Here is a 14,043-nt window from a genome sequence, read left to right as displayed (position 1 = left end):
CTGCGCCAGTATAGGGAGCCGCGGACGCTGGCAGGATGGGAGAAATCGGTTTCGCATGAGGCCGAATCCTAGGCCCGCCTCAGACACGCGCTCATGCCGGAGCACCGGGCCGTGGCGGTGTGCCCCTGCGCACGGCAGGGACAACGGCAAACAGCCAGTGGTGCTACTCTATTCCAGCGTGTTTCATCCATGGAGAACACTGTGCCTCGCAAGACCCCCATCGAGCGCTACCGCAACATCGGCATCAGCGCGCATATTGACGCCGGCAAGACCACGACGACCGAACGGATCCTGTTCTACACCGGCGTCAACCACAAGCTGGGCGAAGTGCACGATGGCGCGGCCACCATGGACTGGATGGAGCAGGAGCAGGAGCGCGGCATCACCATCACGTCGGCCGCTACCACTGCCTTCTGGAAAGGCATGGCCGGCAACTACCCCGAACACCGCATCAACATCATCGATACGCCGGGACACGTCGACTTCACCATCGAAGTCGAGCGCTCCATGCGCGTGCTTGACGGCGCCTGCATGGTCTACGACGCCGTCGGCGGCGTGCAGCCGCAATCCGAGACGGTCTGGCGCCAGGCCAACAAGTACGCGGTGCCGCGCATTGCCTTCGTCAACAAGATGGACCGCGTCGGCGCCGACTTCTTCCGCGTGCAGACGCAGATCGCCGACCGCCTCAAGGGCCGCGCCGTGCCGATCCAGATCCCGCTGGGCGCCGAGGACCATTTCCAGGGCGTGGTCGACCTGGTCAAGATGAAGGCCATCGTCTGGGACGATGCCAGCCAGGGCGTGCGCTTTGCTTACCAGGACATCCCGGCGGACCTGCTGGCCACCGCACAGGAATGGCGCGACAAGATGGTCGAAGCCGCCGCCGAGGCCGACGAGACGCTGCTCAACCAGTACCTGTCGGGCGAGCCGCTGACCGAGGAGCAGATCAAGCGCGGCCTGCGCAAGCGCACCATCGCCAACGAGATCGTGCCGATGCTGTGCGGCAGCGCCTTCAAGAACAAGGGCGTGCAGAGCATGCTGGACGCGGTCATCGACTACCTGCCCTCGCCCGCCGACGTGCCGGCCATCCTGGGCCACACCGAAGACGACCGCGAAGCCGAACGCCATCCCAACGACGACGAGCCCTTTGCCGCGCTGGCGTTCAAGATCATGACCGACCCCTTTGTCGGCCAGCTGATCTTCTTCCGCGTCTATTCCGGCGTGGTCAAATCCGGCGACACCGTCTACAACCCGGTCAAGGCCAAGCGCGAGCGCCTGGGCCGCATCCTGCAGATGCACGCCAACGTGCGCCAGGAGATCAAGGAGGTGCGCGCCGGCGACATCGCCGCGGCCGTCGGCCTGAAAGAAGCGACCACCGGCGACACCCTGTGCGACCCCGACAAGGTCATCATCCTGGAGCGCATGAGCTTCCCGGAACCGGTGATCTCGCAGGCAGTGGAACCCAGGACCAAGGCCGACCAGGAAAAGATGGGCATTGCGCTGAACCGCCTTGCGCAGGAAGACCCGTCCTTCCGCGTGACCACGGACGAGGAATCCGGCCAGACCATCATCTCCGGCATGGGCGAGCTGCACCTGGAAATCCTGGTCGACCGCATGCGGCGCGAGTTCGGCGTGGAGGCATCGGTCGGCAAGCCCCAGGTGGCCTACCGCGAGACCATCCGCCAGCCGGTCAAGGACGTGGAAGGCAAGTTCATCAAGCAATCGGGCGGACGCGGCCAGTACGGCCACGTGGTGCTCAACCTCGAGCCGATGCCGCACGGCGGCGGCTATGAGTTCGTCGATGCCATCAAGGGCGGCGTGGTGCCGCGCGAATTCATCCCCGCGGTGGACAAGGGCATCCGCGAGACCCTGCAGTCAGGCGTGCTGGCCGGCTACCCGATCGTCGACATCAAGGCCACGCTGGTGTTCGGCTCCTACCATGACGTCGACTCGAACGAGAACGCATTCCGCATGGCCGGCTCGATGGCGTTCAAGGAAGGCATGCGCCGGGCCAGGCCCGTCCTGCTGGAGCCGATGATGGCCGTCGAGGTGGAAACGCCTGAGGAATTCACCGGCAACGTGATGGGCGATCTGTCGTCACGACGCGGCATGGTGCACGGCATGGAAGACATCGCCGGTGGCGGCGGCAAGATCGTGCGCGCCGAGGTGCCGCTGGCAACCATGTTCGGCTACTCCACCACGCTGCGCTCGCTGACGCAGGGGCGCGCGACGTACACGATGGAGTTCAAGCACTATGCCGAGGCGCCGGCCAATGTGGCTGAGGCGGTGATATCGACGAAGCGGGGGTAACAATGGTTTGCTCCTCTCCTCCGCGTGCGGGAGAGGGGCCGGGGCAGAGGGCCGGCGCATCCACGCACCCGTGCCCTCCTCCTTGATCGCGATCAGCAGGCCGCCGCCGTCATCTTGAAGATCCCCTGCGCATTCCCGGCATCAAACCCCAGGTCATAACGCTGCGGCGCTGCCGCTTCATCGGCAAAGCGGTCGCGCGTGATGAACTCGTAGAACGATCCCGGCACGTCCCGCTCCATCGTCTCGCCGTGCGCGCCGACGAAGGCGCGGCGCACCGTATCCGCGCGGAACGCGGTCTGCTTGACGCGGCCGCTGCGCGAGACTTCCACCTTGTCCTTCATCGGCCGGCCCAGCTGCTTCTGCTGCTCGGCGAGCGCGAACACATCGTCGACGCGGTCGGTGGCGTGGTTGAAGGCGTTGCCTTCGGTGGCGACCCAGGCCATCTCCGCCGATTCACTGAGCAGGGTTTCATAGTCGGCGAGGCTCGGGGTGGCGTGCTGGCGCTCGAAGCATGGCACCAGCAGGCCGACCAGCTCGGCGCCGTCAGCCAGGTCCAGCGCGCCGTCGCGCTCCAGCTGCCACAGCAGGGTCTGCGCGCGCGGCGTGAGCGGGTCGGCGGAGGTGCCGGTGACGCGGCTGACGGCGGCGCGGAAGGCTTCGCTGAAGCGTTCCGGATGGAATTCGCTGAGGAAGAACTGGGCGATGTCCTCGGGCGCGTCGGCATGCGCGTATGAGCGGCCGGTCATGCCGATGCGGTCCAGCGGATAGGTGCCGTTGAGCACGTAGCCGAGCGGGCGCAGGATGCGGGTGAAGGCGGCCTCGCCTTCGGGCAGCGCGCCGTTGTCGCGCCACTTGACCGTGCGCAGCGCGCCGTGGTCGAAGGTGACCTTGCCGCCGGCGGCGGCAACGTCGTCGGTGTAGGCGCGGCCGCTCGGCACGCGCTCGAGGATGCCGCCGAACAGCACCATGTTCAGGGCCTGGGCGATTTCCGCGCGGCTGGCGCGGCCCTGCGGGGCCTGCGGCAGATCCGCGGGCAAGGTGACCAGCGCGAGCAGTTGCGCGGCGCGGGCGGCGCCGACGTTGGCGGTGAGAAGCGTGGAGAGATTGGAGGTCATGGGCGCAAACAGGTGAACACTGGGATGGCAGCCGGGCTGGCGACGATACGCGGGGCAGGATAGGGGCACCCCCATGGCGCGCACAAGCGCGCATTGCGCACAACGTTGTGCGTGCGGCGCACGACCGCGGTAGCGGTGCGGCCTGGCGCCGCTGTTTATACTGTCAGCCTTCCTTCCCTCGCAGTCCCATGAGAAACGACATCCCCAACCTGGGCGCGCTGCAGGCCTTCGAGGCCTCGGCGCGGCTGGGCAGCTTTACCCGCGCCGCGGCAGAGCTGGCGCTGACGCACAGCGCGGTGGGGCGGCAGGTGGCGCAGCTGGAGCAGCGCCTGGGCGTGGCGCTGTTCACGCGCGTGCGCCGGCGCCTGGAGCTGACCGATACCGGGCGCGAATACGCCGCGCGCATTCGCCGGCACCTGGACCACCTGCAGCGCGACACGCTGGAAATCACCACCGGCCGGGCCATGGGCTACACGCTGGAGCTGGCGGTGGTGCCCACCTTTGCCACCCAATGGCTGATCCCGCGCCTGCCGGACTTTGCGCGGCGCCATCCCAATGTGACGGTCAACCTGGCGGCGCGCTCGCAGCCGTTCTCGTTCCAGGAATGCGCCTATGACGCGGCGATTTATTTCGGCGACCAGTTCTGGCCCGGCACGCGCGGCGGCGTGATCTTCCGCGAAGGCGGCATGGTGCCGGTGTGCAGTCCCGCCTTCCTGGCCGGGCATCCCGTGACCGACGCCGCCAGCCTGGCGCGCTGCCGCCACCTGCACCTGAGCACGCGCGCCAACGCCTGGCGCGACTGGTACGCGGCACAGGGCTGGGCCTATGACCTGGCCGCCTCGCGCGGGCCGCGCTACGAACTGTTCACGATGATGACGGCCGCCGCTACGGCCGGGCTTGGCATCGGCCTGGCGCCGCGCCTGCTGATCGAGCGCGAGCTGCAGACCGGCCAGCTGGTGATCCCGCTGGCGGGCATGCTGGACGAACAGCAGGGCTACTACTTTGCTTATCCGGAGGGCCGGCCCGAATCCGAAGCGCTGGCGGCCTTCCGCAACTGGATCCTGGGCCTGTCGCGCGATGCGCCGGCCACCGCTGCCGGCAACTGATCGCGCTGCCTCGCTGCGCCCCATGACGCACTTTCCGGGGGCGTTTGCGCAATGCAGGTAAACTAGCGCCTGTTCGCCGCACCCGGGACGACCCGGAACATGCCTCCCCGGTCATATCGGCCCTGGCCGCCATGACTGCCGAAGTGGGCGCCGGCGAACCCGCTCAATGGCCTTCGGGCCGCTCCCGTGGCGCCGGCAACCGGCGCTGCCCAAGGCTTGCCCGGCAACACTGCCGGCATTCGCCGCCAACCAGGCATCGCCGCCCACTTCGACCTTCGCCCGGGCCCTGCGCATCCGTTGCGCTGCGCCCGATGACGACCCGCGCGCCCCCGCGCGGGACTGGAACCCGCAGGCCATCGGCCTGACGGAACCGCGCCGGCGCGCTGCAAGCACCGGGGCGGCTCGGACTTCCGGAGGAAATCCATGAACCAGACAGCCAGCCACTGGCTGCTGGCGGCCGGGCTTTTGCCTTTCGTCGCCCTTGCCGCCCTCACCGGCACCAACGCCCACGCCGAGCCAGGCGTGACCCTGTACGGCATCGCCAGCTCCGCCGTGCGCTACACCTCCAACCTGGATGGCCACCACAACCGCCAGGCCGCACTGGTCTCCGGCGGCATGGTCGGCAGCCGCTTCGGCCTGAAGGGCGATGAAGACCTGGGCGGCGGCAACCACGCCATCTTCCAGCTCGAGGCCGGCATCGGCAGTGACGACGGCCGCTCCAGCTACAACGCGCTGTTCGGGCGCCAGGCCTATGCGGGACTTTCCGGCGGCTGGGGCAGCCTGACCTTCGGGCGCCAGTACAACGCGCTGAACAATATTGGCTGGGCCTTCAATCCGCTGGACCAGGGCTGGGGCAATTTCTGGTCCGACCCGCTGTATATCGGCGGCGACATCTTCTTCCAGGACTACCGCATCAACAACAGCGTGGTCTACAAGAAGACCGCAGGCCCGCTCACGCTGCAGCTGGACTACGGCGCCGGCGAGCAGCCCGGCAGCCTGGCGCGCGGCACCACGCTGGGGGGCGGGCTGATGTTCCAGCAGGGCGCGCTGGCGCTGGGCACGGCCTATGACCAGCGCAAGAGCGCCGACGGCGGCAACACCGTGCGCAACTACTCGGTGGGCGGCTCCTACGCTTTCGGCAAGGCCACGGCCTACCTCGGACATATGGGCCGGCGCGAATCGGCGGGCGACGCTCGCTTCAATATTGCCTTTGCCGGCCTCGGTTACCAGCTCACGCCGGCGCTGCACGTCTCGGGCGCCTACTACCGCTACTGGCAGGGTGGCAACGTGACTACGCAGTTCCAGGACGTGCCGGCGCTGCTGGGCAGCGGCAACGCTGACAGCATCGCCGTGGTGGCCGACTATGCGTTGTCCAAGCGCACCAGCCTGTACCTGGAAGCCGATGCCGTGCACGCGCGCGGCGGCGCGGTCGGACGCGAGACCGAATACTGGGCCGGCGCGCCCGCCGCGGGCGTGGACAGCACCACGCGCGTGGGCGTCATGCTTGGCATGCGGCATCACTTCTGAGGATCGCGGCGGCTCCACCGGGTGCCGCTGCAGGAAGGCGCGCAGCGCCATGCTGACGCGCCTTTTTTTCCATGCCGCACGAAAGAATTACCACGGCGGCAGCCGGCAACTTCAGCCCCATGCGTACTGCGCCACAAACGGCGCAGGCATGGTCATTGCGCATGCCATGCATTCCAACTCTTGCGACAAGGAGCACAGCATGCCGAACCAACCTCCCACCAGTGCAGGCGCGGCCATCATCGGTTCAGGCGTGGGCGAAGGCCCGGGCCCTGAAGTGATGGCGGCATCGAGCCTTGACGGCACCAAGGCCTATTCATCCGATGGCGAACACGTCGGCAAGATTTCCGAAATCATGCTGGACGTGCCGCACGGCCGCATCGCCTACGCGGTGCTGACCACCGGCGGCTTCCTCGGCATCGGCGACACGCTGCACGCCATCCCATGGAATGCACTGGTCATGGACACCGACGAGAAATGCTTCCGGATTGCGGTGACGGCAGACCGGCTCAAATCCGCACCGGGCTTCAACAAGGACAGCTGGCCGAGCATGGCCGATCCCCAGTGGGGCAAGTCGCTGCACGAGTACTACGGCCGCGACCCGTACTGGGTGTCCCCGCCGCTGTAGGCCTGCGCAGGGGCTACGCCCAGGTGGCAAGCAGCCAGCGCGCGGCCGGCGCGGCCAGGCCGATACCCGCCACGCCCGGCAGCAGGCGCTGCACCGCGCGTGGCGCATAGGACAGGCCCAGCGCCACGGCAAGCGCGCTGGCGGTCAGCGTGCCAAGCCACGACACCGTTCCCAGCGGCCCGCCGTCGGCAGCAACATGGAGCGACCAGGCCAGCGCGAGCGCGCCGGCACCCGCCGCGCGCAGCCCGGCCACGGCGCGCCGCGACGGCATGCTGCCGCGGCCATGGATATCGGCATGGTGGCGGTCGAGCGACAGCGCCAGTGCGGCGAATCCTGACAGCGACAGTGCGAAGGCAGCCAGCATATTCATGCGGGCTCCTGCGTGACGGCAGCCACTTCGGCCACCTTCTGCGGCTGGCGCAACGTGCGCCGCGGTGCCGGCTGCCTGCGTCCGACCATCCAGGCCGCGGCTGCCAGCGCGATGCCGAGCGCCAGCGTCACCAGGTCGAAGCCAGCCACCGCCGCCGGCCCGCGTCCCTGCAGCAAGCTCACGCCCAGGTGCGATCCGGTGGTCAGGGCATTGAGCACCGGGACGCCCCCGAACAGCGCCGCCCCCACCCACAACTGCGCGCGCCACATGCCGCGCGCGGGGCGCAGCAGCGCCAGCAGCGCGCTGGCGGCCCAGGCGATGAAGAACCAGCGGATCTCCGCCTCGGGCCGCTGCGCCAGTTCCACCGGCAACAGGCGGTTGGCCCAGAAGTAGCTGGCAAAGGCAATCGGCAGGCCGGCGATGGCGCCGATGTTCAGCGCCTCGGCCAGGCGCAGGCCAGCGCTGGGGCGTGCCCCTGCAGCCAGCGCCTTGGCCTGCTGCTGGCGCGTGCGTACCGCCCACAGGATCGCCCCGGTAGCCACCATGGCGGTGCCGGCAAGACCGCACAGGAAGAACAGCGCGCGCAGGCCTGGTGAAGCAAAGCCGGCGATATGCAGGCCGGTCATGACGCTGCGCGTCAGCTCTGCCGCTGACTTGTCTTCTGCGTACGCGCGCAGCATGGCGCCGCTGGTGCCGGAGAATTCAAGCGTGGACGCATCGTGTGCCAGCGTAGGCGGCTCGGCACGGGTCAGCGCCACGGTGGCATTGGCATCGCCCGGCAGGTTCACGGTGATGCGCCCCGGCGCGGCCCCCTGCCAGCGTCGCTCCGCCTGCGCCACCATGTCTGCCACGCTTGCCAGCGCGGCGGGCGTGCCCGCTGCGCTGGCTGGCCGCGGACGTAGCATCGCCTCGGCCTGGAAAGCGCGCTCGCCGCCGCGGTAGGCGGCCTCGATCCCCCAGGGCATATACATGAACAGCAGCGTGACCAGCCCGGTGTAGGTGATCATCAGGTGGAACGGCAGCGCCAGCACCGCCAGCGCATTGTGCGCATCGAGCCAGGATCGCTGGCCCTTGCCGCGCCGGAACGTGAAGAAGTCGGCAAAGATGCGCCGGTGCGTGATGACGCCGCTGACGATGGCTACCAGCATGAACATGGCGCAGAAGCCGGCGATCCAGCGCGCCCACTTGGCCGGCATGTAGTGCAGGTCGAAATGCAGCCGGTACAGGAACTCGCCGCCGCGGGTCTCGCGCGCGGCCTGCAGCGGCGCGCCGGTGGCCGGGTCGAGCAAGCGGCTGTCGAACCGGCGCGGCTTGCCGTCGGCGTCGCGCGGCGCCTGGCCCGGCTTGTAGACCCACCGCACGGTGGCGGCCTGGCGCCGATCGTCGGGCAGCGTGATGAACCAGCGCGCGGCATCCGGTGCCTGCCGGCTGAGGTAGCGCACCGCGTTCTGCGCCACCTGCGCGGCCGGCACCTCGGCGGCGGGCGCGGTGCGATGCAGCTCGGGCCGCATCCACAGCGAGATCTCTTCCTTGAAATAGCTGGCGGTGCCGCCGCAGAACATCAGCAGCAACACCCAGCACACCAGCAGGCCACTCCAGGTATGGAGCCATGCCATCGACTGCCTGAAACCCGCGCGCATCAGCCGCCCCGTCCCACGGCCAGCAGCGCCAACAGCAGCGCTGCCGGCAGCGCCAGCCCGGCCCAGGCTCGCCACGCGCTGCGCACCGCGAAGACCCAGACCACCGCCGCGGCATAGATCGCAAAGGACAGCAGCGTGGCCGTGGTCACGGCATCGGGCCGCGCCATCGGCAGCCACACGGACAGGGCCGCGGTGGCCAACGCCGCCAGCGCGTAGCCGCCAGCAATGGCCGCGACCGCGCGCGAGGCTACCCCGGCGCGATAGCGCCAGCCGGACGCGTGGGCCTGGCTCATGCCGGCACGCGCAGTGCTGCGCCGCAGGCCAGGCCGGCCGTCACGGCTGAGGCTGACTGCAGCGGCATGCCGGAGACGGGGCGTCGATGGCGGGAGGAAAGTCGATACATGGCGCAGGACCGGGGCAAGAAATCGTTAAGAATGATAACAATTCTCATTACTGACCTCAAGGTCGTACATTGCGCCACCGGGTCACCCTCAAAAACGAGGCCACCCGTAAAATTTTCCTTGTAATGAGATCGATTCCCATTTACTATGCGATCACTGCCTGACGCACGATGCACCAGCCGACAGGCAGACCGGCCAGCTCCGGCGCGCCGCGGCACGCGGCAGCAACCGAAGCTGGCAGGAACGACAGGATTTTCCGGATGCCGCCGCTGCGGCATTCGACACCGACTTTTGTGGGGACCGCTCCGTCACGCGGAGCGTTTGGCAGTAGCCAGTCTTCGGAAGATCGGGAAAGCAACCAGACCCCGCTTTCCCGATCGCGTCTTCCGGTGACAAGCCAGGCCACCTTTTTATTCCGCGCGTCGTGCAAGCACGGCGCGCCGCCAGGGACGGGAGCGCCAGCGCTGGTCCGGCCCTGGCGCTTCAGCCTGAAATCCCGCCAAGCCATCGACGCCGCCAGTGCGCGGCGCCAGGCCGGGCGCCGCCCTGCGCGCGGGGCGCCAGCCGCATGCCAATGCCTTCCGCCATGTCATTCGAGAGCACAAACCCGATCCATCTCAAGCGCGCCGGCCTGAAGGCCACGTCGCCGCGCATGCGGATCCTTGAAGTGTTCCGCACCAGCGCCCAGCGCCACCTGAGCGCCGAAGACGTCTACCGCATCCTGCTGACCCAGGACGAGGATGCGGGACTGTCCACGGTGTATCGCGTGCTCAACCAGCTGGTGCAGGCCGACATCCTGCTGCGGCACAGCTTCGAGTCCGACCACGCCGTGTTCGAACTCAACGAAGGCGGCCACCATGACCACCTGATCTGCGTCGCCTGCGGCCGCGTGGAGGAATTCCGCGATGAAAGCATCGAGCAGCGCCAGCGCCAGGTAGCCGCCGACAACGCCTTTGTCTTGCGCGAGCACATGCTGGTGCTGTATGGCGTCTGCCCGCAATGCCGGGCCGGCGCCACCGAGGCCGAGCCCACGCCGGAGCTGCCCGCCCGGGCGTAAGCGCGCACCTGACGGAGCCATCCATGGAGCGCCTGAACAAGCCCCTGTCCGAACTGAAACGCCTGATCAACCTGTGCCTGCGGCAGGAGCCCGGCTGCCACGACTGCCAGCTGCGCGCGGTCTGCGTGCACCGGCCCGACCACACCGGCTGCAACTGGAGCGCCGAAGTCGACTTCCCCGAACGCAGCGAAGCCGACGCAGTGCGTCACCTGCGCCAGGCGCGCCGCGTGGTGATGATGGTGCGCGAGCAGTACAACGTGGCGGCGGGCACGGCGGCACAGGCCTGAGTCAGTGGCCTGGCGTCCTGGCTCAGATATCGAGCTGCGCTGCAGTGATGCCGAGTGCGGCGGCAATGCGCTCACGCGAGGTCTTGCGCAGGCGGGTGCTGTTCTCCTGCTGCGCATAGGCTGGCTGTGAAATGCCGAGGCGCACTGCGACGTCTGCCTGGGTCAGGCCAAGATGCTCGCGCCAGGCGCGCAGAGGCGGCACGTCATCGGCTAGCACGCGACGCACGACCGCATGCGGAACCAGATCACTGGCGCGCGCATATTGCGAGACGTAGTCCCCATAGGGAATCACGACAAACGCCGGCTTGCCATCCGGCCCGATGATCGTCTGGATGTTAGTAGGTGCGTTCATCCCGCTTTCTCACTTCCTGTATTTCCACGATTCGTATCGCTCCGTCCCAGTCGAACAGCACCCGGTAGTTGCCGACTCTGAGCCGATAGCCATAGGCATGGTTGGCTAGCGCTTTGACATATTGGCAGTTCGGCATATGCCCCAATCCCTCAATCGCATCAAGGATCGTGACGCGCATTGGCTTGTCGAGCTTTCGGACTTGCCTCGTGGCCTTCGTTGCCCAATATATCGAGTTCATCACTCGAATATAAGAAAATTATAGGCAACAAAGACACTATGGCAATGAATATAAGTTTATTCTTACCCGGAGGAGCTCAACGTTTGACCGCTACACCAGCTGCCGGACTGACGCCCTGCTCCACCCCCGCCACCGGCCGCAACACCAGCCACACCGCCACCCCGATCAGCGCGCCACCCGCCGCGTGCGCCCACGACAGTGCCTCGCCCAGGAACAGCGCGCCCCAGACGATGCCGAACGGCGGGATCAGGAAGGTGACGCTCAGCGAGCGCACCGGGCCCAGGTCGGCAATCAGTCGGTAATACAGGATGTAGGCCAGCGCCGTGCACAGCACGCCCAGCCCCAGCATGGCCGCCCACACGCCGGCGCCGGCAGCGGGCAGCGTGTTGTGGCGCCACAGCGCGGCGAGGCAGAAGGGCAGCAGGAACACGGTGGCGCCGACCATGCTGCCGGCGGCAACCAGCCGGCTGTCGAGGCCGCCGCGCTGCGTGATCCAGCGCCGCGCGAGAAAGCCGGACAGCCCGTAGCAGGCGGTGGCCAGCAGGCAGGCCAGCGCGCCCAGCAGCACGTCCGCCGAGAACGCCACCGGTCCGGTGCGGGTCAGCACCGCGACGCCCGCCACGCCCAGCAGCACGCCCGCGGCCTTGGCGCGCGTGAGCCGTTCGGAAAACGCCAGCGCGCCGATCAGCACGCCCATCAGCGGGGTCATGGCATTGAACACGGCCGAATAACCGGCCGGCAGCCACAGCGCGGCGATGGCGTACATGACAAACGGGATACCGGAATTGACCACACCAAGCGCCAGCACCGCCGGCCATTTGCCCTGCAAATCCCAGCGCAGCTTCAGCAGCGGCAGGCATGCCGCCAGCGTGAGCGTCCCGATCAGCACCCGGGCGAAGGCGGTCGGCATCGGTCCCAGCACTGGCACGCCGATGCGGATAAACAGGAAACTGGCCCCCCAGATGGCGGCCAGGGCAAGCAAGCGGGCGAGATCGGCGGGTTTCATCAGGGGAACCGGGAGGCGCGGGTTGAAGGTTGCCGCGATTTGACGCCTGTGCGGCGCATACCGCAAGCCGGATTCGGACCTGTGCCCCGCCGTCGCCACGATGGCGACCCGCTTTCCGGCAGGAATCCAAGTGGTGTTGACTGATTTACAACATTTTTGAGCGCCGTTCTCCGCACAATGTCGCGCAAACTCGTCACTTTTCTTACAGAGCCTTTCATCATCACCCCACGCTGGAGGGGGCGCTGTTACCGAGGCGTGACAAGCCGCCTTCGATTAAATTAAACTCTGGTCTGCGCCAGAGTTAATTGACCCCTCCGACGCATTCCCGACAAGCCGCCAGGGCTCCTGGCGGCTTCTTTTTTGTCCAAAGGGTAAAATGCGCCTTATCAGGCGCATGCGCACCAGTCCAACAGGATGACAGGCTGCCGCGCCGCCGGCATCACAACGCCTGCAAACACCGAGCTCCGGACGCCGCCTGCGTCAACCGGCGCGGCGCCTGCCGCGTTGCCAGTCCACATGAAACGACAGTTCCTGGGCCTGCTGGCCCGCGTCTACGTCCTGCAATTTGCGCTCGAAGTCCCGGCTACAGTGGCCATGCTTGCCGACATGTTGCTGGAATACGGCTTCCAGGTCGATATCGGTTCAGTGCGCCCGTTGCTGCGCGCCCTGCAAATGGAAGGCTATCTGGAAAGCGTGCTGCGCGACGGCATCGGCCGGGTCTACCTGCTGACCGAGCGCGGTCGCGAAGAACTGCAGGCCAGCCGCCAGCGCATCGACGATCTCTACCGCCGCCTGCACGCCGGCCAGCCGGCCACCGACGAAGTGCCGCGCCAGGCCTGATCCGGCCAGCGCGGCTGCCGCGGCGCGGGGAGCGTACCCGTTTCTGCGGGCCATCTCCTCGCCGCGAGGCGCGCCTTGTGCCTTACTTCTTCTCCGCCTTCCCTTCGTAGCGCTTGCTCCATTCAGCCAGGATGCGGTCGCGGTTGTCGCTCGCCCAGCGGAAGTCGTTCTTGATCAGGCGCTTTTCGTAGTCGGCGGGCAGCAGCGCATCGGGCTTGGCAATGCCGGGCACGGCCAGCACGGCAAAGTTCTTCTCATACAGCGCCATCGCTTCGCGCGAGGCCGAGAAGTCAGCCAGCTTGCGCGCGGCGTCCAGGTTCCTGGTGCCCTTGACGATGGCGGTGGCCTCGATGTCCCAGCCCAGGCCTTCGCCAGGCAGCACGATATCGATCGGCGCGCCTTCCTTCTTCGACTTCATGGCACGGTACTCGAACGCAATGCCGATCGGGAACTCGCCCTGCGCGGCCATCTTGCACGGCTTGGAGCCCGAGTGCGTGTACAGGCCGATGTTCTTGTGCAGGGCATCCATGTACTGCCAGCCCTTCTGCTCGCCCATCATCTGCAGCCAGGCGCTGACATCGAGGAAGCCCGTGCCCGACGAGGCCGGGTGCGGCATCACCACCTTGCCCGCGTAGATCGGCTTGGTCAGGTCGGCCCACGAGGTCGGCTTGGGCAGGCCCTGCTTCTGCGCCTCCACGGTGTTGAAGCAGATCGCCGCGCCCCACACGTCCATGCCGACCCATGCCGGCGGGTTGGCCGGGCTGCGGTACTTGGCATCGATCGCGGCCAGGTTCTTCGGCGCATACGGGTCGAGCATGCCTTCCTTGTCCAGGATCGCCAGGCTGGAGCCGGCCAGGCCCCACACCGCATCGGCGCGCGGCGCGGCCTTTTCCGCCAGCAGCTTGGCGGTGACGATGCCGGTGGAGTCGCGCACCCATTTGATTTCGATATCGGGATGCACCTTCTCGAACGCGGTCTTGTAGGCGGCGATCTGGTCGGCTTCGAGCGCGGTATAGACCGTCAGCACGGTGGCGGCGCTGGCATTGCCGGCCAGCATCGGCAGGGCGGCCGCGGCGGCAAGCGCCGCGACAAGGTTGGTGATGCGGGACATGGTTTCTCCTTTGGGTTCGGTCAGTGTTCCGGAATGCAGGGGTACGGCGAAGCGGGCAAGG

The 14,043-nt window shown here is 67.7% G+C and carries 15 protein-coding genes; 7 read left to right on the top strand and 8 right to left on the bottom strand.

The window, feature by feature from the left end:
• Window positions 1-201: 201 nt before the first annotated feature.
• Window positions 202-2,307, top strand: a complete 2,106-nt coding sequence (gene fusA / locus AC3WON_RS21430) for an elongation factor G (protein ID WP_010814028.1) — start codon at window positions 202-204, stop codon at window positions 2,305-2,307.
• 92 nt (window positions 2,308-2,399) lie between these two features.
• On the opposite strand, the gene AC3WON_RS21425 is transcribed toward fusA, so the two are convergent.
• Window positions 2,400-3,422, bottom strand: coding sequence for a DUF1338 domain-containing protein (locus AC3WON_RS21425; protein WP_492352706.1), 1,023 nt, complete (start codon window positions 3,420-3,422; stop codon window positions 2,400-2,402).
• Between the two features lie 188 nt (window positions 3,423-3,610).
• Between AC3WON_RS21425 and AC3WON_RS21420 the strand changes: the two genes are divergently transcribed.
• The 3 genes from AC3WON_RS21420 to AC3WON_RS21410 all read left to right on the top strand — a co-directional run bounded on the left by AC3WON_RS21420 (window position 3,611) and on the right by AC3WON_RS21410 (window position 6,680).
• A complete protein-coding gene (locus AC3WON_RS21420) occupies window positions 3,611-4,528 on the top strand; it encodes a LysR substrate-binding domain-containing protein (protein ID WP_010814030.1) in 918 nt (305 codons plus the stop codon).
• A gap of 423 nt (window positions 4,529-4,951) precedes the next feature.
• On the top strand, window positions 4,952-6,055 hold the full coding sequence (locus AC3WON_RS21415; RefSeq protein WP_492352705.1) for a porin: 1,104 nt from the start codon (window positions 4,952-4,954) through the stop codon (window positions 6,053-6,055).
• 199 nt (window positions 6,056-6,254) lie between these two features.
• On the top strand, window positions 6,255-6,680 hold the full coding sequence (locus AC3WON_RS21410; protein ID WP_492319302.1) for a PRC-barrel domain-containing protein: 426 nt from the start codon (window positions 6,255-6,257) through the stop codon (window positions 6,678-6,680).
• A gap of 13 nt (window positions 6,681-6,693) precedes the next feature.
• Here the strand turns inward: AC3WON_RS21410 and AC3WON_RS21405 are convergent, their stop codons facing one another.
• Genes AC3WON_RS21405 through AC3WON_RS21395 form a run of 3 tightly spaced genes read right to left on the bottom strand, consistent with a single transcriptional unit; the run spans window position 6,694 to window position 8,983 of the window.
• On the bottom strand, window positions 6,694-7,050 hold the full coding sequence (locus AC3WON_RS21405) for a DUF3325 domain-containing protein (RefSeq protein ID WP_492352704.1): 357 nt from the start codon (window positions 7,048-7,050) through the stop codon (window positions 6,694-6,696).
• Window positions 7,047-8,690, bottom strand: coding sequence for a PepSY-associated TM helix domain-containing protein (locus AC3WON_RS21400; RefSeq protein ID WP_492352703.1), 1,644 nt, complete (start codon window positions 8,688-8,690; stop codon window positions 7,047-7,049). Before AC3WON_RS21400 ends, AC3WON_RS21405 begins: the two co-directional genes overlap by 4 nt.
• Window positions 8,690-8,983, bottom strand: a complete 294-nt coding sequence (locus AC3WON_RS21395) for a DUF3649 domain-containing protein (protein WP_492319305.1) — start codon at window positions 8,981-8,983, stop codon at window positions 8,690-8,692. The genes AC3WON_RS21400 and AC3WON_RS21395 overlap by 1 nt, the downstream gene beginning before the upstream one ends.
• Before the next feature lie 676 nt (window positions 8,984-9,659).
• On the opposite strand from AC3WON_RS21395, the gene fur reads away from it, so the two are divergent.
• Together fur and AC3WON_RS21385 are read left to right on the top strand one after the other, a co-directional pair.
• On the top strand, window positions 9,660-10,148 hold the full coding sequence (fur, locus tag AC3WON_RS21390; protein WP_492319306.1) for a ferric iron uptake transcriptional regulator: 489 nt from the start codon (window positions 9,660-9,662) through the stop codon (window positions 10,146-10,148).
• 23 nt (window positions 10,149-10,171) lie between these two features.
• Window positions 10,172-10,435, top strand: coding sequence for a hypothetical protein (locus AC3WON_RS21385; RefSeq protein ID WP_010814037.1), 264 nt, complete (start codon window positions 10,172-10,174; stop codon window positions 10,433-10,435).
• Window positions 10,436-10,457: 22 nt separating this feature from the next.
• Here AC3WON_RS21385 and AC3WON_RS21380 read toward each other — a convergent pair whose 3' ends face one another.
• The 3 genes from AC3WON_RS21380 to AC3WON_RS21370 all read right to left on the bottom strand — a co-directional run bounded on the left by AC3WON_RS21380 (window position 10,458) and on the right by AC3WON_RS21370 (window position 12,031).
• On the bottom strand, window positions 10,458-10,787 hold the full coding sequence (locus tag AC3WON_RS21380) for a helix-turn-helix domain-containing protein (RefSeq protein ID WP_492319308.1): 330 nt from the start codon (window positions 10,785-10,787) through the stop codon (window positions 10,458-10,460).
• Window positions 10,771-11,025, bottom strand: a complete 255-nt coding sequence (locus AC3WON_RS21375) for a type II toxin-antitoxin system RelE family toxin (protein ID WP_492352702.1) — start codon at window positions 11,023-11,025, stop codon at window positions 10,771-10,773. Before AC3WON_RS21375 ends, AC3WON_RS21380 begins: the two co-directional genes overlap by 17 nt.
• Window positions 11,026-11,101: 76 nt before the next feature.
• On the bottom strand, window positions 11,102-12,031 hold the full coding sequence (locus AC3WON_RS21370) for a DMT family transporter (protein ID WP_492352701.1): 930 nt from the start codon (window positions 12,029-12,031) through the stop codon (window positions 11,102-11,104).
• Between the two features lie 516 nt (window positions 12,032-12,547).
• Between AC3WON_RS21370 and AC3WON_RS21365 the strand changes: the two genes are divergently transcribed.
• Window positions 12,548-12,871 (top strand): PadR family transcriptional regulator, encoded by a 324-nt coding sequence (locus tag AC3WON_RS21365; RefSeq protein ID WP_492319311.1) that lies wholly within the window; start codon window positions 12,548-12,550, stop codon window positions 12,869-12,871.
• Window positions 12,872-12,953: 82 nt separating this feature from the next.
• Here the strand turns inward: AC3WON_RS21365 and AC3WON_RS21360 are convergent, their stop codons facing one another.
• Entirely contained in the window at window positions 12,954-13,982 is a 1,029-nt protein-coding gene (locus tag AC3WON_RS21360; protein ID WP_492319312.1) for a putative 2-aminoethylphosphonate ABC transporter substrate-binding protein, read from the bottom strand.
• Between the last annotated feature and the right edge of the window lie 61 nt (window positions 13,983-14,043).

The organism is Cupriavidus sp. FW305-46 (assembly GCF_058787075.1).
The sequence above is the reverse complement of the archived record's forward strand: the minus strand, read 5'-3'. Positions and strand labels throughout refer to the sequence as shown.